A 21,779-nucleotide genomic window follows, 5' to 3' on the forward strand; every position below is an offset into this window, starting at 1 on the left:
CCTAGGCCTCGATGACCAGCGGCACGATCATCGGGCGTCGTCGGAGCGACTGGTTGACCCAGCGCCCGATCGTGCGTCTGACGACCTGGGACAGCGCATGGTTGTCGCGTACGCCGGATTGCGCGGCATCCGCGAGCGCCGCCGCGATCTTCGGCTTCACGCTCTCGAACACGGCCGCGTCCTCCGCGAACCCGCGCGCGTGAATCTCGGGGCCCGAAATGATGCGGCCCGTCGCGGCATCGACGACCACGATCACGGAGATGAACCCCTCCTCGCCGAGGATCCGCCGATCCTTGAGGTCGGCATCCGTGATCTCGCCGACGCTGGAGCCGTCGACGTACACGAATCCCAGATCGAGTTGGCCGACGTTGCGCGCGACGCCGTCGCGCAGATCGATGACCGACCCGTTCTCGGCGACGATCGTGTTCTCGGCCGGAACGCCGGTCTGCTGCGCGAGCTGGGCGTTGGCCATGAGGTGTCGGTACTCACCGTGCACGGGCAGGACGTTGCGGGGCTTGAGGATGTTGTAGCAGTAGAGCAACTCCCCTGCTGCCGCGTGCCCCGACACGTGGACCTTCGCATTGGCCTTGTGCACGACGTTGGCGCCGAGCTTGGTGAGCCCGTCGATGACCCGGTAGACGGCGTTCTCGTTGCCGGGGATGAGGCTCGAGGCGAGGATGACGGTGTCTCCGGGCCCCGGCTCGATCTCGTGGTCGAGGTTGGCCATGCGCGAGAGCACCGCCATCGGCTCGCCCTGCGAACCGGTCGACATGTAGACGATCTGATCGTCGGGGAGGTTCCGCGCCTTCTTGTAGTCGATGAGCAGCCCGTCGGGCACATGCAGATAACCCAGTTCCTCGGCGATCGTCATGTTGCGCACCATGCTGCGCCCGAGCAGGGCGAGCCGGCGCCCGTGCGCGGCGGCGGCATCCATCACCTGCTGCACCCGATGGACGTGGCTCGAGAAGCTCGCGACGATCACACGCCGCGGCGCCTTGCCGATCACCTGGTCCAGGACCGGGCCGATGTCCTTCTCGAGCGGGGTGAACCCGGGGACGTCCGCATTGGTCGAGTCCACGAGGAACAGGTCGACACCCGCTTCGCCCAGCCGGGAGAACGCTCGCAGGTCGGTGAGCCTCCCATCCAGCGGGAGCTGATCCATCTTGAAGTCACCCGTTGCGAGCACCGTGCCGGCACTGGTGCGGATCGCGACGGCGAGCGCATCGGGAATGGAGTGGTTGACCGCGACGAACTCGAGCTCGAACGGTCCCAGCCTTTCGACCTGACCCTCTTTCACGGTCAGGGTGTACGGGCGCAGCCGGTGTTCCTTCAGCTTGGCTTCCGTGAGCGCGAGGGTCAGACCGGACCCGATGAGCGGGAGGTCCCCCTTGAGTTTGAGCAGATACGGAACGGCGCCGATGTGGTCCTCGTGACCGTGCGTGAGGACGACACCGACGATGTCGTCGAGGCGCGCCTTGAGCGGTTCGAAGTCGGGCAGGATGAGGTCGACTCCCGGCTGGTGCTCCTCGGGGAAGAGCACTCCGCAGTCCACGACGAGGATCTTGCCGTCGAGCTCGAAGATCGTCATGTTGCGGCCGACCTCGCCCAGGCCTCCCAACGGGATGACGCGAAGTGTTCCCCGCTCGAGCGGGGGCGGGGCCAGAACGGCGTTGGACATACGACTCCTATCGGCGCTGACGGTTCAGCGCGTGGTGCCCGAGACCTTGGGCAGAGCGCCGCCCGCGGCGGCATTGCGGTCGGGGCGGAAGTTGGAGAAATCGGCGCCGGGAACTCCCGAGACGAGCGCGAGTTCGTCCTCGATCTTGGCGGCCTCCCATTCCTCGGGCCCCACCAGGGGCAGGCGCACGCGGGGGCTGGTGATCCGGCCGAGCCCGTGCAGGATGTACTTCGCGGCCACGGTGCCCGGGACATGCGTCATGACAGCGCGCACGAGCGGCTCCAGTTGTCGATGCGCGGCGGTCGCCGCAGCGAGATCTCCGGCGTTGACGGCATCCACGATCACCCGGTACGGCTGGGCAGCGATGTTGGCCGTCACCCCGATCAGCCCCGTCGCCCCGATCGACAGGTGGGGCAGCACGTTCGCGTCGTCGCCGGAGAAGTACATCAGATCCGTCTGATTGAGCACGCGGCTCACCTCGCTGAAGTCGCCCTTGGCGTCCTTGATCGCGAGGATGTTCGGGTGCTTGGCCAAGCGGAGGATCGTCTCGTATTGGATGGGCACACCCGTGCGTCCCGGGATGTCGTAGAGGATCACCGGAAGGTCGGTGGCGTCGGCGACGAGGCGGAAGTGGGTGAGGATGCCGGCCTGCGTCGGCTTGTTGTAGTACGGGGTGACGATCATGATGCCGTCGGCGCCGACCTTCTCACTGGCCTTGTACAGCTCGATCGCGTGCGCCGTCTCGTTGGACCCGCCGCCGGTGATGATCGCCGCGCGGCCGGCCGCGACATCCTTGCCCACCTCGACGAGGCGTATCTTCTCGGCATCGGTGAGCGTCGAGGTCTCGCCGGTGGTCCCGGTGACCACGATGCCATCGGCCCCGGCGACGATCACGTCGTCGATGTGCTTCTCGACGGCAGGCCAGTCGACCTCGCCGTCGGCGGTCATCGGAGTGACCAGCGCGACCAGCACCTGCCCGAACGGGTTTGTCGAGTGCGTCATGGGTTCAGGCTATCGGTTCGTCATCCGCGGCAGCCCAGAGGTGGCGCCCACTCCCTCTAGCCTGGTGACATGGCGTGGCGTACCGAGTCCTCCCGATCCGTGTACGAGAACCGGTGGATCGCCGTCCGAGAGGACCGTGTCGCCGGGCCCGCGGGCGAGGGTATCTACGGCGTCGTGCGGATGCAGCATCCCGCGGTCTTCGTCATCGCCGTCGACGAGGACGACCGGGTCTGCCTGGTCACCCTCGACCGCTACCCGACCGGCAATCGATCGATCGAGGTTCCCGCCGGCGGTACCGACGGTGAGAGCCCGCGCGAGGCGGCGGAACGGGAACTGCGCGAGGAGACGGGGCTGCGAGCGCACGCGCTCACCGAGATCGGCTTCATGTACGCCCTCAATGGCATCGCCGACGCCCCCGAGCATGTGTTCCTCGCGACCGGGCTCGCGCCGGCACCGGGCGCCGACACCGCGGATCGCCAAGACGAGGGGATCGACGAGGTCTCGTGGGTGCCCTTCACCGAGGTGTTCGAGATGATCCGGGACGGCCGGATCACCGACGGCGAGACGATCGCCGCACTGATGTTCGCCGCGATCGAGCGGGGACGCGTGTCCTGAGGCGGCCGCCGGTCACCGTCCGCGACGGCCGACCGCTGCCGAGACGGATGCCGGGAGCACGCGGGCCACCGCGGTGATCGCCTTCCATCTGATCGAGGGGATGGACACCGCCTTGCCGCGCGCGGCATCGCGCAGCGACTGGGACACGACGTCGGAGGCATCGAGCCAGAGCCAGTCGGAGACCCCTTCCTTGCCCGGCGGGAGGCCCATCCGTTCGTGGAAGTTCGTGTGGGTGAAGCCGGGACACACCGCGGTCACGGTCACGCCCCGGGGCGCATAGGCGGCATTCGCCCACCGCGAGAACTCCACGACCCATCGTTTGGCGGCTCCGTAGGTCGAGCGGGGGGTGTACGCGGCAACGGAAGCGACGTTCACGATCCGCCCGTGCCCCCGGCTCAGCATCGGGCCGAGCGCAGCATGCATGAGGCGCATGGGCGCCTCGACGTGGAGCGCGAGGTGGCGCGCCTCGTCCTCGATGTCATTGCGCTCGAAGTCCAGCGGGAGCCCGAATCCCGCGTTGTTGACCAGCACCTCGATGGGACGGTCTGGCTCGGTGAGACGTCGCTCGACCTTTGCGCGCTGCCGCGGTGTGGTCAGATCCGCCGTGATGATCTCGGCTCGCACGCCGTGTCGCTCACGGATCTGCGCCGCGACCGCCTCGAGCGCGGCCGAGTCGCGTGCCACCAGAACGACGTCCGCGCCGCGCGCGGCCAGACGGCGGGCGTACTCCGCGCCGAGGCCCGAACTGGCCCCGGTCACGAGTGCGGTCTTCGGCATGCGTGCTGAGCCGGTCAGGGGGCGACGCGACCGCCGGCCACGAAGGCGGCGTGGGTCATCGGCATGAGCGTCGCCCACAGCTGTTCCATTTTCTCGGCGCACATCTCGATCTCCCGCTGCGGGAAGGACGGAAAGCGCGAACCCTCGACCTTGGTGCGTAGCGAGAGGAAGTTCATGAGGGAACGGGCGTTCATCGTCACATACATCGACGAGTAGGTGTTCAGCGGCAGCACGATCCGCGCCACCTCGCGCGCGACACCTGCGTCGAGCATCCGCTGGTAGGCGGCGAATGCGTGCACGGATGCCTCGCGCGTCGCTTCGTCGACCAGCGCCGTCTGCTCGGCGGTGCCGTCCACGAAGTCGTAGGCTCCCGGCTTTCCGACCTGCACCAGCTTGCGCTCGGGCGCGGGTACATAGAACACGGGCCGCAGTTCGCGGTAGCGTCCCGACTCCTCGTTGTAGGAGGCGATCCGGTGGCGCATGAACTCACGGAAGACGAAGATCGGCGCCTGCACGTAGAAGGTCATGGAGTTGTGCTCGAACGGAGACCCGTGTCGATCCCGCATGAGGTAGTTGATCAACCCTCGGTCGCGATCGGAGGCCTCCACGCCGGAAGCCGCGTCGCCGAGAGTCTGCTCCCCCAGGGTGGACACCCGCGCGGCGAAGAGGACGTCGGAATCTGCGGCGCTGGCTCGGACAAGCTCGACGGTCACGTCGCTGCGGAACTCGATGTCGGTCACGGCTCACACCCTACTCGCGCAGGCGGTTCCGCACCCGCCGCCGCCGGGCGCGTCTTGCGTCCTGTCGCGTCGCGTCATACTCCGTCACGCGCGCCGACCCGGCGACGACGTCGCCTAGTGTGGGATGCCGTGGAACCCGTCTCCGCCCTCCTGAGCGTGGCCGCGCTCGTCGCCGTCACCGCCGCAATCGGCGTGCTGCTGCGTGCACGACAGGGACGGATGCGACGCGACGTGCATCACGAGGTCGTCGACCCCGCACGGCTCGGCGCTGACAGACTCGGCGACGCCGCGACCCTCCTCCAGTTCAGCACCGAAATGTGCAGCAGATGCCCTGGCGTCCACCGCACGCTCGCCGAGATCGCCGCAGCCCACCCCGGCGTGCGGCACCTGGATGTCGACCTGACCCATCGGCCCGATATCGCCCGCCATTTCCATGTGCTGCAGACCCCCACGACTCTCGTGCTCGATCGGAACGGCGCCGTGCAGACGCGCTTCGGCGGCGTCCCGAACCGCCACGTCCTCGAGCTGGAACTGTCGCGACTGACCCGGGAGAACGCCAATGCCTGAGAACCCCCGCGGCATCGACCCTCGAGGTCCGCGCTTCGCGGCCGCCATCACCTCGGTCCTGCTGCTCGTCGACGTCTTCCTGGCACTGATCGGGGCGTCGGTCGCGGCATTCATCCTGCTCGCGGTGATCACCCTGCTGTTCGTGTGGGGCGTGGTGTCGCCGCGCACGGCGCCGTGGGGCGCGCTCTACCGCGCGGCCGTCCAGCCGCGACTCGCGCCTCCGGCCGAGCTCGAGGACCCGCGACCGCCTCGTTTCGCGCAGGGCGTCGGGCTGCTGGTCACCGCCGTCGGGATCGTCCTGTTCCTGGCGGGGGTGTCGTGGGGCGTCCTCGCCGCGGCGGCCGCTGCCTTCGTGGCGGCCTTCCTCAACGCCGCATTCGGGCTGTGCCTGGGGTGCGAGCTGTACCTCGTGCTGCAGCGCGCGGGGGTTCTGGGCCGTCGCCCTGCCGGCGCCGCGTGACGTGCGCATCCGGTCGCGGCACGAGTTTCGTCACGACGCTGCCGTCGCCTGCGAATCGCCGTTAGGCTGACCGCGGAAGCGCCCACCCGGGGTGCATGACGACCAGGGAGGTCCCCATGTCCGTGACGAGCGAAGCCACCACTGTCTGGAGCGGAAGCCTGACCGAGGGGTCGGGAACCGTCACATTCGACAGTTCGCATCTGGGCACCTTCGATGTCAACTGGAAGGCCCGGAGCGAGGGCTCCTCGACGGTGACGACGCCCGAGGAACTCATCGCGGCAGCGCACGCCTCGTGCTTCAGCATGGCCTTCTCGCACGAGCTCACCCAGAACGGCACCCCGCCGGAGTCGGTGCGTTGCTCAGCGGCGGTGACGTTCATCCCGGGCACCGGCATCACCGGGAGCCACCTGAACGTCCACGCATCGGTTCCCGGCCTCTCACAGGAGGACTTCGACCGCATCGCCAACGCAGCCAAGACCGGTTGCCCGGTCTCCGCTGCTCTCGCGGGCATCGAGATCACCCTCGAGGCCACGCTTGCCTGAGTCGCAGCTGCGACATGTCGTCATCGGCGGAGCGTCCGGCCTGATCGGCCGGGCGCTCGCCGAGAGCCTGCGCGCGGACGGGGTCCGCGTCACGACACTGGTCCGCACCCGCGAGACCGGCGCAGACGAGGCCGCCTGGCTCGTCGACTCCGACGTGCTCGACCCCGCCGTCCTGGCGGGCGCGGATGCTGTCGTCGGCCTCAACGGCGCGAGCATCGGCCGGTTCCCCTGGAGCCCCTCCTACAAGCACACGCTGCTGTGGTCGCGCATCACGCCGACGCGCGCGATAGCACGGGCGGTGCGCGAGCTGGGCGAGGATGCACCGCATTTCGTGTCCGCGTCGGCCGTCGGCTACTACGGTGCGAAGCCGCCGGGTGCCATCGGCGAGGACGCGCCGCGCGGAGACGGCTTCCTCGCCGATCTGTGCGGCGAGTGGGAAACCGCCGCGCACGGGGCGGGTGATGACGCGCGGGTCACGACGCTGCGGACCGCACCGATCATCCACCGAGACGGCGTTCTGAAGCCCCTGATCGCGCTCACCACGCTTGGACTCAGCGGTCCGATCGGGCGCGGGACACAGGTGTGGCCCTGGATCTCGCTGGATGACGAGGTGCGGGCGATCCGCCACATCCTGGACCATGGCATCGCCGGACCCGTGAACCTGTGCGGACCCACGCGCGCGTGCGCCAACGACATCGGCTTCGCCCTCGCCCGGGAGCTGAACCGGCCGTATCTGCTGCGCGCACCCGAGTGGGGACTGAAGCTCGTGCTCGGCTCCGACGCGACCGAGTCGCTGTTGACGACCGACGCCTACGTCATCCCCGAAGTTCTCGCGGCATCCGGGTTCGAATGGTCGCACGAAACCGCCGAGTCCGCCGTCCAGGCGGCCGTCGCGCGGGCCTGAGGCCCGCCCAGCTGCCTACCGCGAGGATCGCTCGCGTCGCTCGAGCCGAATCGCGGCGCGCACCGCGGCACGAGCGCGGCGTCTGTCCCCGGCCGCGTCGTAGACGACGCCGAGGCGGTACCACACCCGCCAGTCCCCCGGAGAGTCCTCCGCGTCGGCTTTGAACCGCGGGAACAACGCGTCCCCGTCCTCCCGCACGACCCGCCCACTGGGCCGAACCGCGACCAGGTCGTCCGGCACACCGCCCTCCGCCTCGAGGCGACGCCCCAACTGCTCGGCCCGCACGCCGAACCACAGCTCGCGGCCGAGCGCCCAGACGGCGATCACCGGCAGAACGACCAGCACCGCCCCCATCGCCACGCCGATCGGGTCGCCGCTGATCAACAGCAGCCACGCCCGCTGCGCGACGAGCGCGATGTACAGCAGCAGCAGCGCCGCCATCACCCCGACGGCGATGCGCGAACTCATGCGCCGGTGGCGCGGGCGACCTGCCCCGGCACGCCTCCCTCGTCGATGGACGCGGCGTCCGCGAACGCCGGCAGACGGATGCCGATGTCCAGGAAGCTGTCGAGGCCGACGACGATGCCCGGCTGCCTGCCCGCGTCGCGGTGTGCGACCACGCCGAGCACAAGACGGATGCCCGGCGCGTACGCCGCCGCGGGATCGACCGTGTCGTGCGTGACCGTCAGCGTCTCACCCGGCCCTGACAGCAGAACGCTTTGGCTCGCGATCACTCCGGGGCGCCGCAGCGAGTGGATCGGGATACTCGCCACCTGCTGACCCCGGGCTCGTTGATCCACGTGCGGTGCCGCGACAGGTCCGGCATCCTCCCGCGCAGCGGCGATGAGCTCGGCGGTGCGCACGGCCGTTCCGGACGGCGAATCGACCTTCGTTTCGCGGTGCGCTTCGATGATCTCGATCGAGGAGAAGAACGGAGCGGCGGCGGCGGACAGCGCCGAGCCGATCACCGAGCCCAGCGAGAAGTTCGGGATGAACACGGCCCGGATCCCCGCCTGGTCGATCTCCGGCCGGATGCGCGCGATCCGCTCGGCCGACCAGCCCGAGGTCCCCACGACGATGTCGATGCCACGCTCCGCGGCCGCCCGCACGACATCGGCCGAGACGGCGGGCGTGGACGCGTCCACGACGAGATCCGCGCCATCGAGCGCAGAGAACGGGGAACGCGAATCCAGCTCGGCGTGCACGGCGAACCCCGGTTCTGCCGCGACGACGTCACGGATGATCCCGCCGAGCTTTCCGGTGGCACCGACGATGGCGACGCGTGTGGTCATGGCCTCCAGCCTATCCGGGGCATTCGATGCCCCGGATAGGCGGTCCGATCAGAACGCGTACGATTCGGGCAGCCCCGTGCGGTCCTCGACGGGCAGGTGGGCGAGGTCGTTGTGCGAGAGCAGCGTCCACGGTCTCCCGTGCTTCTGCGCCAGCACCGTCAAGCCGCAGTTGGCCTGATTCAAGGTCATCCACTTCCACTCGGGAGCCTGGAGGACCTCCCGCACGAACCAGCCGATGACGAAGTTGTGGGTGACCAGCAACTCGTGCACCTCACCGGACTTGCGGACCAGGAAGGCGTTGACGGCGTCGGCCATCTGCGCTCGACCTGCTTCGATCTCCTCCTCGGTCACCGCACCGAAGAAGGGCTCGAACACCGACGGGGTCTCCTCGACCATGCCGGTGGGGACGCAATCGAACAGCAGCGCGGAGGGGGTCGGCGTCAGTGACGGCATGCGCTGGGCGATGACCCGCGCCGTCTCCGCCGCCCGGTCCAACGGCGAATGCCAGAGGGCATTGAAGGGAATCCCCGACAGCCGGTCGGCCAGCAATGACGCCTGCCGCGTTCCGCGGGGGGACAGGGGCCCGTCGACCAGGCCATGCTCGGCATCCAGGTGTTCACCGTGGCGAACGAGGTAGATGTAGTGGGTCACGGGGCCGCTTCCTCGACGTGCAGGGAACAGTCCTACCCTAACCGCTCGGGTTCGGCCGCAGGGGTCTCAGTCCGCAGCTCGCGCGATCTCGGCCAGCTGGGCGCGAGTGAGCCGCACTCCGACGCCTTGCACGAGCTCGTCCACTTGATGCGGGGCGTAGGCGTTGACGATCGGTGCGGTCACGATGCGCTGCGCGAGAAGCCATGCGACGGCAACTGACGCGTTGGTGACTCCGAGCTCTGCCGCGATCGCGTCCATCGCCTTGAGCGTCCGTGTGCCGCGACGATTGACGTTCGCCGTGATCTGCTTGGCCCGCACCGACAAGGGACCGTTCATGCGGTCGCGGTGCAGTCCCGACAAGAACCCGTGCTCGAGCGCATGAGAGGGCGTCACGGCCATCGACTGCGCGCTGGCTACGAGCCGCAGATCTCCGTCGAACTCATGCCGACGCAGCACATTGAACGGGACGTCCAGGACCGATATCCGCGGATACCCCGCCGAGCAGAGAATGCGCGCCTCGACCAGCTGCGCCGCCTGGTAGCCGATCGCCCCGATCGCGCGCACCTTGCCTGCACCGATCAGCCATTCGGCAGTCGCGAGCGTCTCCTCGACCGCCGTGGTGGAATCGGCGCGGGCGTCGAGGTAGAGCACGTCGATGCGATCCGTACCCAGGCGGGTGAGCGATGCCTCCGCGGCTCGAACGAGATCGACCGGTCCCAGGCCCGGGTGGTCGGGGTGAGCACCGACGCGGACGGCGAGCACGATGTCGTCGCGGATGCCGCGCTCGGCCATCCATCGACCGATGATGTGTTCGCTGCGTCCGCCGGAGAAACTGTCAGCGGTGTGGATCGCGTTGCCGCCCGCGCGCACATAGGTATCGAGGATCTCGTGGCTGGCCGCGGTGTCGACGGTCCACCCGAACTCCCCACCGCCGAGGATGAGCGGGAATACCGACATCCCCGTCTCGCCGAGAGCGACCCGGACGGTGGATCCGAGAGGCTGACCGAGCACGGGAATCGGAGCAGAAGGATGTGCGGGACTCACCGCTCCGGCTCCCGCGGTGACCGCGGCCCCAGTGCCGAAAACAGCCATTCCCTCACCCCCTTCACGGTATCCGCTGTGGTGAGCGACGGATGCCGACGCGCTCCCCGGCGCGTGTTTCGAGGTTACGGCGTACCGGCCGTCGCCAGGCGACGCCAGGCGACACAGGCGTGAATATTACATAACGCTTCGATCACGCCCGCACACGAGAACGCCCGCCCCGGGTCGGGGCGGGCGTTCTCGTCAGGGAATCAGCCTTCGGCCGGAGCCTCGGGACCGGGGTTGGCCGCGTCGCGACCCTCCTGGTCGGCTGCCTCCTCGAGCACCGGCTCGAGCGAGAGCTTGCCGCGGTCGTCGATCTTGGTGATCCGCACCAGCAGCTTCTGGCCCACGCCCAGGACGTCTTCGACGTTCTCCACGCGCTTGCCGCCGGCGAGCTTACGCACCTCGCTGACGTGCAGCAGGCCGTCCTTGCCGGGCAGCAGCGACACGAACGCACCGAACGTCGCGATCTTGACGACGGTTCCGAGGAACTGCTCGCCGACCTCGGGGTTGGTGGGGTTCGCGATCGCGTTGACCTGCGCACGAGCCGCCTCCGCCGAGGGGCCGTCGGTCGCGCCGATGTAGACGGTGCCGTCCTCCTCGATCGAGATGTCGGCGCCAGTGGCGTCCTGGATGGCGTTGATCGTCTTGCCCTTGGGGCCGATGAGCTCGCCGATCTTGTCGACGGGGATCTGGACGCTGATGACGCGCGGCGCGGTGGGCGCCATCTCGTCGGGGCCGTCGATGGCGGCGTTGATGACGTTCAGGATCGTCAGTCGTGCATCCTTGGCCTGCGTGAGCGCGGCCGACAGCACCGACGACGGGATGCCGTCGAGCTTCGTGTCCAGCTGGATCGCCGTGACGAACTCGCTCGTGCCCGCCACCTTGAAGTCCATGTCACCGAGCGCGTCCTCCGCACCCAGAATGTCGGTCAGCGCCGCGTAGCGGGTCTGACCGTCGACCTCGTCGGAGACCAGACCCATCGCGATCCCGGCGACGGGGGCGCGCAGCGGCACGCCCGCGTTCAGGAGCGAGAGGGTCGAGGCGCAGACCGAGCCCATCGACGTCGATCCGTTCGACCCGAGAGCCTCGGAGACCTGACGGATGGCGTACGGGAACTCCTCGCGCGGCGGCAGCACCGGCACGAGCGCACGCTCGGCCAAGAATCCGTGACCGATCTCGCGACGCTTGGGGCTGCCGACTCGGCCGGTCTCACCGGTCGAGTACGGCGGGAAGTTGTAGTGGTGCATGTAGCGCTTGCTCGTCGTGGGCGAGAGCGAGTCGATCTGCTGCTCCATCTTGAGCATGTTCAGCGTCGTGACCCCGAGGATCTGGGTCTCGCCGCGCTGGAAGATCGCCGAACCGTGCACGCGCGGAATCACCTGAACCTCGGCATCCAGCGGACGGATGTCGGCAAGCCCACGACCGTCGATACGCACGCCCTCGGTGAGGATACGGCCGCGCACGATCTTCTTCGTGACCGACTTGTAGGCAGCGGAGAACTCCGCCACGGCCGACTCGGGGAGCTCCCCCGCCTCGACGGCGGCGAGCAGCTCGGCCTTGACCGCGTCCTTCAGCTCGTCGTCGGCGTTCTGGCGCTCGACCTTGTCGGCGATCTGGTAGATCGGCACGAGCTTGTCGTACGCGCGCCCGGCGACGAAGTCGTAGGTCTCGTCAGCGTAGGCGGGGAAGACCGGGTAGGGCTGGATCTCCTTGGCCGCGGTGTTCGCAACGACGTTCTGCGCGGCGACGAGTTCCTTGATGAAGGGCTTGGAGGCTTCCAGTCCCTGCGCGACGATCTCTTCGCTGGGCTTGGTGGCCCCGCCCTTGATGAGGTTCCAGCTGTTCTCGGTGGCTTCTGCCTCGACCATCATGATCGCGACGTCGCCGTCAGGCAGCACGCGACCGGCGACGATCAGGTCGAAGACGGCATCCTCGAGCTGCTCGGCCTTCGGGAACGCGACCCACTGGTCCTGGTGCTCGCCATGCCCGGGGATGAGCGCGAGGCGGACGCCGGCGATCGGGCCCGAGAAGGGCAGACCCGAGATCTGGGTCGACAGTGATGCCGCGTTGATGGCCAGCGCATCGTAGAACTCGCCCGGAGCGATCGAGAGCACCGTGACGACGATCTGTACCTCGTTGCGCAGCCCCGACACGAAGGACGGGCGCAACGGCCGGTCGATGAGGCGGCACACCAGGATCGCCTCGGTGGAGGGGCGACCTTCGCGACGGAAGAACGACCCGGGGATCTTGCCCGCGGCGTAGGAGCGCTCTTCGACGTCCACCGTCAGGGGGAAGAAGTCGAAGCCCTCGCGAGGGTGCTTTCCGGCGCTCGTGGCCGACAACAGCATGGTCTCTTCGTCCAGGTAGGCGGCAACGGCGCCTTGAGCCTGCTGGGCCAGGCGTCCGGTCTCAAACCGGACGGTGCGGGTGCCGAAGCGGCCGTTGTCGAGGACGGCTTCGGCGGCGGTGATTTCAGGACCTTCCAAGAGGTCTCTCCTTCTTTGTTTCGACTCGCGTACCCGTGTGGCGCGCGAGCGCGTGCGAAGGAGCAGGAACAGGCAGTATCGAGCGCGCGACATATGACGCGTGATTCGCCTGCGCTGGCCACCAGTAGAAGACCACCCGGCGCACCGACGGGGAATCCACCACAGGGGACCAGCTTCCTGCCGGCCTGCTCCATGAAGCTCACTGTGAAGTTGAGCGGATGCCGTAAGGCAACCCGAACGATCTTATCAGGGCCGCGAACGCGGCAGCGGATCGGCAACCGGGCGCTGCGGGTCCGCGCCGGCGGAGGAGGCCGGAACCCGCGCGGTGCGGGCGGGCGTGGCGGGCGGCGCCGAGCGGCGGGAGATCGTCACGTAGTCGGCGTGCTTCGCCGTCATGCCGTCGCCGGCCGTGCGTCCGCGCAGACGCCGCCAGAGCCACGGAAGTGCGTCTCGCCGGATCCACCCCCGGGGATTGGGTTCGTCGTCGTCATGGAACGCCGAGTCGAGCGTGGCGAGTTCGTCGGCATACGGCACGCCCAGCGCCTCGGCGGCCCGGTACGCGACGAAGCGGTGCCCCTTCGAGCGCAGGTGCACCTTGTCGTCGGCCCACATTTCGAGCTCGCTGATCGCCGGCTGCGCTTCGAGATCCAGCAGCATGCAGCCCGTCTGCGCGGCGATGCGGCGGATCTCGGAGTTGTACACGGCAACGCGGCGGGCGAAGATCATCGCGGCGGGCCGCTTGGGCAGCATGATGCTCACCAGCAGCACATCGATACCTCGAGACCGCAACTCGACGATCGCCTTCTCCAGTCCGTGCGCGAGGGTCAGCGGATCGGCGCCACGGCTGACCAGGTCGTTGGCCCCCATGAACACCGACACGAGGTCGGGCGACATCTCGAGCGCGCGGGGAAGCTGCTCATCGAGCAGATCGCGAATCTTGCGGCTGCGCACCGCGAGGTTGGCGTAGCGGAACGGCTCGGCCGTGGCCGGCAGGGTCGCCTCCCGCGCACCCGCCAGCAGGTCGGCGAGGCGGTCGGCCCACCCGCGGTACTGTCCCTTCCGCATCCGCGATGTGTCACACAGCCCCTCCGTGATCGAGTCGCCGAGCGCGACGTAGCGGGACCAGCGCGGAGTTCCTTCGGTCGCGGGTGCGGGCGGAGCGGCAGGACGCGTCGCAGCGCGCGCGAACAGCGAGTCATCGATCGGACGCAGCATCCGCGCCTCCTCGTAGTGGCCGACGAGCTGACGTCCGAGGGCGTCCCACGTGCGATCGCGCACGGACTCCCGTGCGGCCGCTGCGAACGCGCGCCGCTTGGCGTCATCGCCCACGAGGTCGGACACCCGCGCACGCATGTCAGCAAGATCACCGGGACGGTACAGCCATCCGTCGACGCTGCTGCGCACGAGATCGACCGGGCCGCCTGTCCCGGTCGCCACGACCGGGACCCCTGCCGCGAGCGCTTCCTGGATCGTCTGACCGAAGGTCTCGCTCTCCCCGGGATGCACGAAGACATCGAACGAGGCCATCGCCTCGCCGAGCGCATCGCCGGAGAGGTGGCCGAGGAACACGGCGCGGGGCAGGGCACGTTCCAGCGCGGGGCGAGAGGGTCCATCGCCGACGATGACGAGTCGGGTACCGGGCAGATCGTGAAGCGCCGCCAGATCCTCAACTTGCTTCTCGGGGGCGAGGCGCCCGACGTACCCGATGATCGTCTCCCCCGGAGCCACGCGCTGACGCCAGGCACCACTTCGGCGCTCGGGGGTGAAGCGCACGGCATCCACTCCACGTCCCCACCGACGAAGACGATCGATACCGAGATCCTCGAGCTGCCTCATGCTCGCCGAGGACGGCACCAACGTCAGAGTCGACCGACGGTGAAGCCGGGTGAGGTGCGACTGGACGATCGATGTAGCAGCCGGCAGTCCGTACTTCTGCGCGTACGCGACGACATCCGTCTGGTAGACCGCGACGACCGGGACCCTGAGGGCGTCGGCAGCCGCCGTTCCCTGCCAGCCGAGAACGAAGGGCGAGGCGAGGTGCACAACATCGGGCCGAAACTCGCGCAGATGCGCGGCTAGTTTCGCGGCACGCGCGAACACGACACGCACCTGGGGGTAGGAGGGCAACGGCACCGAACGCAGCATCGCCGTGCGGGCCCCGTGCAGGTCGGCATCCACGTCACCGGCCTTGGGGGCGATGACGAGGGTCTCGTGTCCCTCGTTAGCGAGGTGACGAAGGATCTGGAGCACCGAGCCGGTGACCCCGTTCATGTGGGGGAGGAACGATTCCGCCAGTACCGCGACTCTCACGCATCCAGCGTGACGCGTGTGCGCGCGGCCGACGTGCCGACGCAGGCCCTGTCCCCGAGAGTTCACCGGATGCACGCATGCGCGTCACCGGACGTGCCCCGTTCGGTCCCCGTTCACCCTCGGGTGTTACCCAATGGGGGTGATCGATGAGGTGCTGACGCAGGTTGCCAGCAGCGTATGGGCCCTTCCCCTGATGTTCGCCCTCGTCCTGGCAGACAGCCTTCTGGTCATCGTTCCGGGAGAGGTCGCCGTGACCGCGTTCGGCGCCCTCGCGGTGACCGTGGGCTCTCCCCCGCTCGCGGGAGTCGTGCTGCTGGCCGCACTCGCGGCCTTCCTGGGCGACATGATCGTTTACATCATCGGGCGACGAGTGGGTCTCGAACGGTGGGCGTGGATGCGTGGGCGACGAGTGAGCGCCGCGATCGGGTGGGCGCACCGCCGTCTTCACCGGTCAAGCGCGACGGTCGTCTTCACCGCGCGGTTCATCCCGTTCGCCCGACTGGCCGTGAACCTCACCGCCGGCGCGGCGAGGCTCCCGGCGCCACGATATCTCGCCCTTGTGGCAGCGGCGGCGACCGGGTGGGCGATCTACCAGGCCGCGGTGGGCGCCATCGTCGGCCGGCTCGTCCCGGGCGGACCTGTCGTCGCGGTCCTCATCTCGATCGCTGTCGCGATCGTGCTCGGCGTGGCGATCGACCTCGTCGTGGCCCGGGTGTCCGCTTCGCGCGGCACGACTCCCCCCGCCTCCGCGGACTCCTCGGACTGAACTGCGCGACGCGGGGCCCGTGCGGGCGCGTGGCGTGCGCACGCCCCCTCATCCCCGGGTCGCGCCCGAATCACAGAGGAGACTCTTGTCATCTCACACATTCCCACGTAATCTCACACATACACAGATTTCGATGTCACGGACGACGTCGGGTGGGAGAGCACAGCACTCATGTACGCGACGGAGCGCCAGCAACGTATCGCCGGGATTGTCATCGACGAAGGCCGCGTCTCGGTCACCGGACTGTCGGCCCTGTTCGGCGTCGCGCAAGAGACGATCCGCCGTGACCTCGACCAGCTACAGGCCGATGGCGTGCTCCTGCGGGTGCACGGCGGCGCGGTGCCGGCAAGTCGCACCAGCTCTGCCGAGCAGAGCCTGGCAGCGCGCGAGGCCACCGCGACAGAGGCCAAGGAGCGAATCGCCGCCGCCGCGATCGACCTGATCCCCCGAGGGCTGGGCGGGGCCGTGCACATCGATGCCGGAACGACGGCGGCCAGGGCCGCTCGCCTGCTCGCGGTTCGCGAAGACGGAAACGCATCCCTCACGCTCATCACCAACTCGATCACCACTGCCGCGGCGCTGAGCCATCTGAGCGCTCCCGCCGTCCGCGTCATCGGTGGGAGGCTCCGCGCGCTCACAGCCGCCGCCGTCGGCGCCGGCGCCATCGAGCAGATCACGGGACTGCGGCCGGATGTCGCGATCATCGGCACCAACGCCGTGCATGCCGATTTCGGGCTCAGCACACCGGATGAGGCCGAGGCCGAGGTCAAACGCGCCGCCGTCAGCTCTGCCCGGCGGGTCATCGTCGTGGCCGATGCCTCCAAGCTCGGGGAGGAATCCCTCGTGCGATTCTGCTCCCTCGAAGACATCGACGCGCTCGTGACCGATGGCGAACCCGACCCCGAGCTTCGCGACGCCCTCCGCGCCGCCGACGTGGACCTGGTGCGGGCATGATCGTCACGGTCACGATCAACCCGAGCGTCGATCGCACCATTCAGCTTCCGTCTCGCCTGGAACGGGACGCGGTGATTCGCGCGACGGCCGTCACGTCGCAGGCAGCAGGCAAGGGTGTCAACGTCTCGCGAGCACTGCTGCAGGCATCCGTCGCCACGCGAGCCGTCGTCCGCGCCGACTATCACGACCCGTACGTGCGGGAACTCGTCGAGAGCGGGATGGCCGTCGTCGCCGTCGACCCCGCGGCCACGGTGCGCACCAACATCGCACTGGCCGAGCCCGACGGCACCACCACGAAGATCAATGAGCCCGGCTCGCCCCTGAGCACTGCGGCCGTGTCCGCGCTTCACGACGTCGTCGCAGCTGAGGCCCCGAGGGCGGACTGGATCGTCCTCGCCGGCTCCCTGCCACCCGGAGCGGACGTCGAGCTTCTCGCCGACCTTGCCCGGACCGCCCGGATCGCGGCCCCGCAGACGCGCATCGCAGTCGACACGTCGGGCCGGCCCCTGACCGCGCTGCGCAGCGCGGGCGTGCGCATCGATCTCATCAAGCCCAACCTCGAGGAGCTCGCCGAACTGACGGGGACCGAACCCCGCGCGCTCGAGGCCGACCCGCGAGCGGTCGCGCGCGCAGGCGACGCTCTGCGCGCGGACGGAATCGCCGCGGTCCTCGCGACGCTCGGCTCCGGCGGGGCAGTGCTGTCCACGGGCGAAGGAGCCTGGCACGCCACACACCCGCCCGTGCTCGCCCGCAGCACCGTCGGCGCCGGTGACTCCTCCCTCGCCGGCTACCTCATCGCCGATAGCGGCGGACATCCCGCCGCCGCGCGGCTGGCGCACGCGGTGGCCTACGGCGCCGCTGCGGTCGCCCTGCCGGGGACCACCATCCCCCGCCCCACAGACACCCGCCCTGACCAGGTCACGGTCACCGAACTACACCTGCCCGCCACGGTCGCCACGCCGTGACGTTCTTCGAAGGAGAGAACATGTCCATCATCATCACGGAGCTCGTCGCTCTCGACGTCGCCTTGGGGGCGACATCCGGCGACGTCATCGATGCGCTCAGCACGATCGTCGCCGGCGCGGGGCGAACCGCCGATGCCCACGCGCTCGCCGCGGACGCGCACGCCCGCGAGGCGCAGACGTCGACCGGGATGCCGGGAGGGATCGCGATCCCGCACTGCCGCACGGCCGCGGTGACCGAGCCGACACTCGCCTTCGCGCGGCTGTCCGATCCGGTCGACTTCGGCGACGACGACCCGAGTGATCTCGTGTTCTTCATCGCCGCACCGATCGGTGCCGACACCGACCACCTCGCGATCCTCTCCACGATCGCCCGAGCTCTGGTGCGCGAGGAGTTCGTGGCATCGCTGCGCGCGGCCACCTCGGCACCGGAGGTCGTCGCGCTGATCGACCAGGCTCTCTCGCCGGCTCCCGCCGTGAGCGCGGCTGCGCCGGAGGCATCCGACCAACGGCTCTTGGTCGCGGTGACCGCCTGCCCGACCGGCATCGCGCACACCTACATGGCCGCGGATGCCCTGGTCGCCGAGGCCAAGAAGCGCGGGATACGACTGGAGGTCGAGACCCAGGGCTCGAGCGGCTCGACAGCACTCGACCCCGCCGTCATCGCCGCGGCGGACGCGGTGATCTTCGCCGTGGACGTCGATGTGCGCGATCGCGCTCGCTTTGCCGGCAAACCGGTGGTTCAGGGCCCGGTCAAGCGCGGTGTCGAAGCTCCCGGGCAGATGATCGACGAAGCCCTCGCCGCCGCCGCAGACCCGTCGGCACCGCGCGTGTCCGCCGAGGCACGTCCTGCGCACGCCGACGCCGCGAGCGAACACGCGGGGCGCAAGCTGCAGCGCTGGCTGCTCACCGGCGTGAGCTACATGATCCCCTTCGTCGCCGGCGGCGGTCTGCTCATCGCCATCGGGTTCGGCCTCGCGGGCTATGACATCAACGAGACCGCCGGTGACATCGTGTCGTCGTCGTCGCTGTGGAACCTGCCCGACGGCGGGTTCTGGACCTACATCGGCGCCGTCGCCTTCGTGATCGGTGCCGCCTCCATGGGCTTCCTCGTTCCCGCCCTCGCGGGGTTCATCGCCTACGCCATGGCCGACAGGCCCGGCATCGCGCCCGGATTCGTCGTCGGCACGATTGCCGTCATGATGAACGCCGGGTTCCTCGGCGGCATCGTCGGCGGTCTCCTCGCGGGACTGGTCGCTGCCTCCCTCACCCGAATCCCGGCACCACGGTGGCTTCGCGGTCTGATGCCGGTGGTCATCATTCCGCTGCTGGCATCGATCGCGGCGTCCGGTGCCATGATCCTGTTCCTCGGCGGACCGATCGCGTGGCTCATGACGACGCTGACCGACTGGCTCAACAGCCTGACGGGCGTGGGCATCGTGCTTCTGGGCGTGATCCTCGGCCTCATGATGTGCTTCGACCTCGGCGGCCCGGTCAACAAGGTCGCCTACTCGTTCGCGGTGGCCGGACTCGGTGCCGCGTCGCTTGCCAACCAGGTTCCGCTGGAGATCATGGCGGCGGTCATGGCCTCGGGTATGGTGCCTCCGCTCGGACTGGCTCTGGCCTCCACGGTCCTTGCTCGCGCACAGTTCACGCCCGTCGAACGCGAGAACGGCGTCGCGGCGTGGCTGCTCGGCGCATCCTTCATCTCTGAGGGCGCCATCCCCTTCGCGGCAGCCGACCCGCTCCGCGTCATCCCGGCATCGATGCTCGGCGGCGCAGCCACCGGCGCACTGTCGATGGCCTTCGGAGTGACGTCGCAGGCGCCCCACGGTGGCCTGTTCGTGTGGTTCGCGATCGGCAACCTCCTCTGGTTCGTCCTGTCGATCGCCATCGGCGCGATCATCACGGCCCTTGCCGTCATCGGCTTCAAGCGCATCGGACGTCGGCCGAGCGCCGCGACGGTCGAGGCCGCCGGCGCCGCCGACGACACGGAGGCAAGCGGGGTGCTGGCCTCCGGCGCAGCACGGGCCTGAACTCGGATGGCGTCCTGGTCGTCGGGTGCGGCCAGGACGCCATCCGTCTCAGTGGGTCGTTTCGCTCGGCGCCACCCGGCCGAGCAGGCTTGCGAACGAACGCCCCTCGCCGAGGTAGGCGGCCGGGTCGAACGGATCGGTGACAGATTCGCGGGTCCGCCCGGCGATGGCGGTGACAAGTTCCCCCGCCGCGCGGTCGATGCGGGATCGAAGCGACGACGCGCCCTCGCCCGACCCGGCCCAGTCCTCGGGCGCCGCGAACACCGAGGTCGGTACCGGCTCGGCGCGAAGGTAGGCGAACAACGGGCGCATCGCGTACTCGAGCGCGAGGGAGTGTCGCGCAGATCCGCCGGTTGCGGCGAGGAGAACGGGCTTTCCCGTCAGCGCCCCCGGCTCCAGCACGTCGATGAACGACTTGAACAGTCCGGAGTAGCTGGACGAGAAGACGGGCGTCACGGCGATGACGGCGTCAGCCGACACGATCTGGTTGATGGCCGCCTCGAGCGCGGGCGGCGCGAAACCGGTGAGCAGGTTGTCGGTGATCTGGTGCGCGTGAGTGCGCACCTCGACGATGTCGACGGATGCGTCGATCCCGCGATCCGCGAGCCCGGCCACGGTGGCCGTCGCGAGGCGATCGGCCAGCATCCGGGTCGAGGAGGGCGTGGACAACCCCGCCGTGACGACGGCGACACGACGCTCAGACATGTCAGGCTCCCTTCCGGCTCGCGGCACGACCGAAGGCGGATCCGGCCGGTTCCGCGTCACGGTACGGAGACCCACCCGTCACGTTGTCGCCGCGATTGGGGCGGGGTCGCGCCTCCCGGGGACCACCGGCGGCGGCGACCCGAGCCGCGTGCGTCGGCGCGTCGGGCACCTCGGCGGGACGGTTCTCGGCGAGTTCCCGCCGGAGCACCGGGACGACCTCGCCGCCGAGGATGTCGAGCTGCTCGAGGACGGTCTTGAGGGGCAGTCCCGCATGGTCGATGAGGAACAGCTGACGCTGATAGTCACCGAAGGTCTCTCTCATGGCGGCGTAGCGGTCGATGACCTGCTGCGGAGAGCCGACGGTCAGGGGCGTCATCTCGGTGAAGTCCTCGAGGCTCGGACCATTGCCGTAGACCGGGGCCTTGTCGAAGTAGGGGCGGAACTCTCGCACCGCATCCTGTGAGTTCGCACGCATGAAGACCTGCCCGCCAAGACCCACGATCGCCTGCTCGGGCGTGCCGTGCCCGTAGTGGGCGAAACGCTGCCGGTACAGGGTGATGAGGCGCTGGAAGTGCTCCTTGGGCCAGAAGATGTTGTTGGCGAAGAAGCCGTCGCCGTAGTAAGCGGCCTGCTCGGCGATCTCCGGAGTGCGAATGGACCCGTGCCAGACGAACGGCGGCACCCCGTCGAGGGGACGCGGGGTAGATGTGAACCCCTGCAGTGCCGTCCGGAACTGTCCTTCCCAGTCGACCACATCCTCGCGCCAGAGCCGGTGCAGCAGGGCGTAGTTCTCGATCGCCAGCGACAGGCCCTGGCGGATGTCCTTGCCGAACCACGGGTAGACCGGACCCGTGTTGCCCCGGCCGAGCATGAGATCCATGCGGCCTCCCGCGATGTGCTGGAGCATCGCGTAGTCCTCGGCGATCTTGACCGGATCGTTCGTCGTGATGAGGGTCGTCGCGGTCGAGACGATCAGCCGCTGCGTGCGCGCGGCGATGGCCGCGAGCGCCGTCGTGGGAGAAGACGACCAGAACGGCGGGTTGTGGTGCTCCCCGAGGGCGAACACATCGAGTCCGACGTCCTCGGCGTGCGTGGCGATCGTGATCGTGTCACGGATGCGCTCCGCCTCACTCGGGGTGCGCCCGGTCGTGGGGTCCTCGGTGATGTCACTGACGGTGAAGATCCCGAATTGCATCTGGGTCATCGTGCTCTCCGCTCTCGGCCGCGGGGTCTGCGGCCGATCTAT

Annotated in this window: 21 protein-coding genes; 9 read left to right on the forward strand and 12 right to left on the reverse strand. The window is 69.1% G+C overall.

Annotated features, from left to right (window positions below):
* Position 1 precedes the first annotated feature (1 nt).
* Both AC3ENO_RS06850 and dapA read right to left on the reverse strand, forming a co-directional pair.
* On the reverse strand, positions 2–1,678 hold the full coding sequence (locus AC3ENO_RS06850; RefSeq protein WP_434969903.1) for a ribonuclease J: 1,677 nt from the start codon (positions 1,676–1,678) through the stop codon (positions 2–4).
* A gap of 24 nt (positions 1,679–1,702) precedes the next feature.
* On the reverse strand, positions 1,703–2,680 hold the full coding sequence (gene dapA / locus AC3ENO_RS06855) for a 4-hydroxy-tetrahydrodipicolinate synthase (protein ID WP_434969904.1): 978 nt from the start codon (positions 2,678–2,680) through the stop codon (positions 1,703–1,705).
* 69 nt (positions 2,681–2,749) lie between these two features.
* Between dapA and AC3ENO_RS06860 the strand changes: the two genes are divergently transcribed.
* A complete protein-coding gene (locus AC3ENO_RS06860; RefSeq protein ID WP_434969905.1) occupies positions 2,750–3,295 on the forward strand; it encodes an NUDIX domain-containing protein in 546 nt (181 codons plus the stop codon).
* A gap of 12 nt (positions 3,296–3,307) precedes the next feature.
* On the opposite strand, the gene AC3ENO_RS06865 is transcribed toward AC3ENO_RS06860, so the two are convergent.
* Together AC3ENO_RS06865 and thyX are read right to left on the reverse strand one after the other, a co-directional pair.
* Positions 3,308–4,072, reverse strand: a complete 765-nt coding sequence (locus tag AC3ENO_RS06865; protein WP_434969906.1) for an SDR family NAD(P)-dependent oxidoreductase — start codon at positions 4,070–4,072, stop codon at positions 3,308–3,310.
* Between the two features lie 14 nt (positions 4,073–4,086).
* A complete protein-coding gene (gene thyX / locus AC3ENO_RS06870) occupies positions 4,087–4,812 on the reverse strand; it encodes an FAD-dependent thymidylate synthase (protein WP_434969907.1) in 726 nt (241 codons plus the stop codon).
* Positions 4,813–4,941: 129 nt separating this feature from the next.
* On the opposite strand from thyX, the gene AC3ENO_RS06875 reads away from it, so the two are divergent.
* The 4 genes from AC3ENO_RS06875 to AC3ENO_RS06890 all read left to right on the forward strand — a co-directional run bounded on the left by AC3ENO_RS06875 (position 4,942) and on the right by AC3ENO_RS06890 (position 7,285).
* Entirely contained in the window at positions 4,942–5,379 is a 438-nt protein-coding gene (locus tag AC3ENO_RS06875) for a TlpA family protein disulfide reductase (protein WP_434969908.1), read from the forward strand.
* Positions 5,372–5,839 (forward strand): DUF4395 domain-containing protein, encoded by a 468-nt coding sequence (locus AC3ENO_RS06880; protein ID WP_434969909.1) that lies wholly within the window; start codon positions 5,372–5,374, stop codon positions 5,837–5,839. Before AC3ENO_RS06875 ends, AC3ENO_RS06880 begins: the two co-directional genes overlap by 8 nt.
* A gap of 116 nt (positions 5,840–5,955) precedes the next feature.
* Positions 5,956–6,381, forward strand: coding sequence for an OsmC family peroxiredoxin (locus AC3ENO_RS06885; protein WP_434969910.1), 426 nt, complete (start codon positions 5,956–5,958; stop codon positions 6,379–6,381).
* Positions 6,374–7,285 carry a TIGR01777 family oxidoreductase gene (locus AC3ENO_RS06890; protein ID WP_434969911.1) on the forward strand — a complete coding sequence of 304 codons (912 nt, stop codon included), beginning with the start codon at positions 6,374–6,376 and terminating at the stop codon, positions 7,283–7,285. Before AC3ENO_RS06885 ends, AC3ENO_RS06890 begins: the two co-directional genes overlap by 8 nt.
* Positions 7,286–7,300: 15 nt before the next feature.
* On the opposite strand, the gene AC3ENO_RS06895 is transcribed toward AC3ENO_RS06890, so the two are convergent.
* The 6 genes from AC3ENO_RS06895 to AC3ENO_RS06920 all read right to left on the reverse strand — a co-directional run bounded on the left by AC3ENO_RS06895 (position 7,301) and on the right by AC3ENO_RS06920 (position 15,110).
* Positions 7,301–7,753: a hypothetical protein gene (locus tag AC3ENO_RS06895; RefSeq protein ID WP_434969912.1), complete on the reverse strand. Its 453-nt coding sequence runs from the start codon at positions 7,751–7,753 to the stop codon at positions 7,301–7,303.
* Positions 7,750–8,577: a 4-hydroxy-tetrahydrodipicolinate reductase gene (gene dapB / locus AC3ENO_RS06900; RefSeq protein ID WP_434969913.1), complete on the reverse strand. Its 828-nt coding sequence runs from the start codon at positions 8,575–8,577 to the stop codon at positions 7,750–7,752. The genes AC3ENO_RS06895 and dapB overlap by 4 nt, the downstream gene beginning before the upstream one ends.
* 48 nt (positions 8,578–8,625) lie before the next feature.
* Positions 8,626–9,228, reverse strand: coding sequence for a histidine phosphatase family protein (locus tag AC3ENO_RS06905; RefSeq protein WP_434969914.1), 603 nt, complete (start codon positions 9,226–9,228; stop codon positions 8,626–8,628).
* A gap of 66 nt (positions 9,229–9,294) precedes the next feature.
* Positions 9,295–10,320, reverse strand: coding sequence for an aldo/keto reductase (locus AC3ENO_RS06910; RefSeq protein WP_434969915.1), 1,026 nt, complete (start codon positions 10,318–10,320; stop codon positions 9,295–9,297).
* A 200-nt stretch (positions 10,321–10,520) separates the two neighbouring features.
* Positions 10,521–12,800 carry a polyribonucleotide nucleotidyltransferase gene (locus AC3ENO_RS06915; RefSeq protein WP_434969916.1) on the reverse strand — a complete coding sequence of 760 codons (2,280 nt, stop codon included), beginning with the start codon at positions 12,798–12,800 and terminating at the stop codon, positions 10,521–10,523.
* A gap of 246 nt (positions 12,801–13,046) precedes the next feature.
* The gene (locus AC3ENO_RS06920; RefSeq protein WP_434969917.1) at positions 13,047–15,110 is read right to left on the reverse strand and encodes a GDSL-type esterase/lipase family protein; all 2,064 of its coding nucleotides are present in this window, start codon (positions 15,108–15,110) and stop codon (positions 13,047–13,049) included.
* A gap of 133 nt (positions 15,111–15,243) precedes the next feature.
* Between AC3ENO_RS06920 and AC3ENO_RS06925 the strand changes: the two genes are divergently transcribed.
* From AC3ENO_RS06925 to AC3ENO_RS06940, 4 genes are all read left to right on the forward strand, one after another.
* On the forward strand, positions 15,244–15,876 hold the full coding sequence (locus AC3ENO_RS06925; RefSeq protein ID WP_434969918.1) for a DedA family protein: 633 nt from the start codon (positions 15,244–15,246) through the stop codon (positions 15,874–15,876).
* A gap of 171 nt (positions 15,877–16,047) precedes the next feature.
* Entirely contained in the window at positions 16,048–16,830 is a 783-nt protein-coding gene (locus tag AC3ENO_RS06930) for a DeoR/GlpR family DNA-binding transcription regulator (protein WP_434969919.1), read from the forward strand.
* Positions 16,827–17,795, forward strand: coding sequence for a 1-phosphofructokinase family hexose kinase (locus AC3ENO_RS06935; RefSeq protein ID WP_434969920.1), 969 nt, complete (start codon positions 16,827–16,829; stop codon positions 17,793–17,795). Before AC3ENO_RS06930 ends, AC3ENO_RS06935 begins: the two co-directional genes overlap by 4 nt.
* Before the next feature lie 20 nt (positions 17,796–17,815).
* The gene (locus AC3ENO_RS06940; protein ID WP_434969921.1) at positions 17,816–19,828 is read left to right on the forward strand and encodes a PTS fructose transporter subunit IIABC; all 2,013 of its coding nucleotides are present in this window, start codon (positions 17,816–17,818) and stop codon (positions 19,826–19,828) included.
* A 48-nt stretch (positions 19,829–19,876) separates the two neighbouring features.
* Here AC3ENO_RS06940 and AC3ENO_RS06945 read toward each other — a convergent pair whose 3' ends face one another.
* On the reverse strand, positions 19,877–20,533 hold the full coding sequence (locus AC3ENO_RS06945; protein ID WP_434969922.1) for an FMN reductase: 657 nt from the start codon (positions 20,531–20,533) through the stop codon (positions 19,877–19,879).
* Position 20,534: 1 nt separating this feature from the next.
* Positions 20,535–21,728 (reverse strand): LLM class flavin-dependent oxidoreductase, encoded by a 1,194-nt coding sequence (locus AC3ENO_RS06950; protein WP_434970089.1) that lies wholly within the window; start codon positions 21,726–21,728, stop codon positions 20,535–20,537.
* Between the last annotated feature and the right edge of the window lie 51 nt (positions 21,729–21,779).

This window comes from Microbacterium sp. bgisy207, assembly GCF_057706855.1.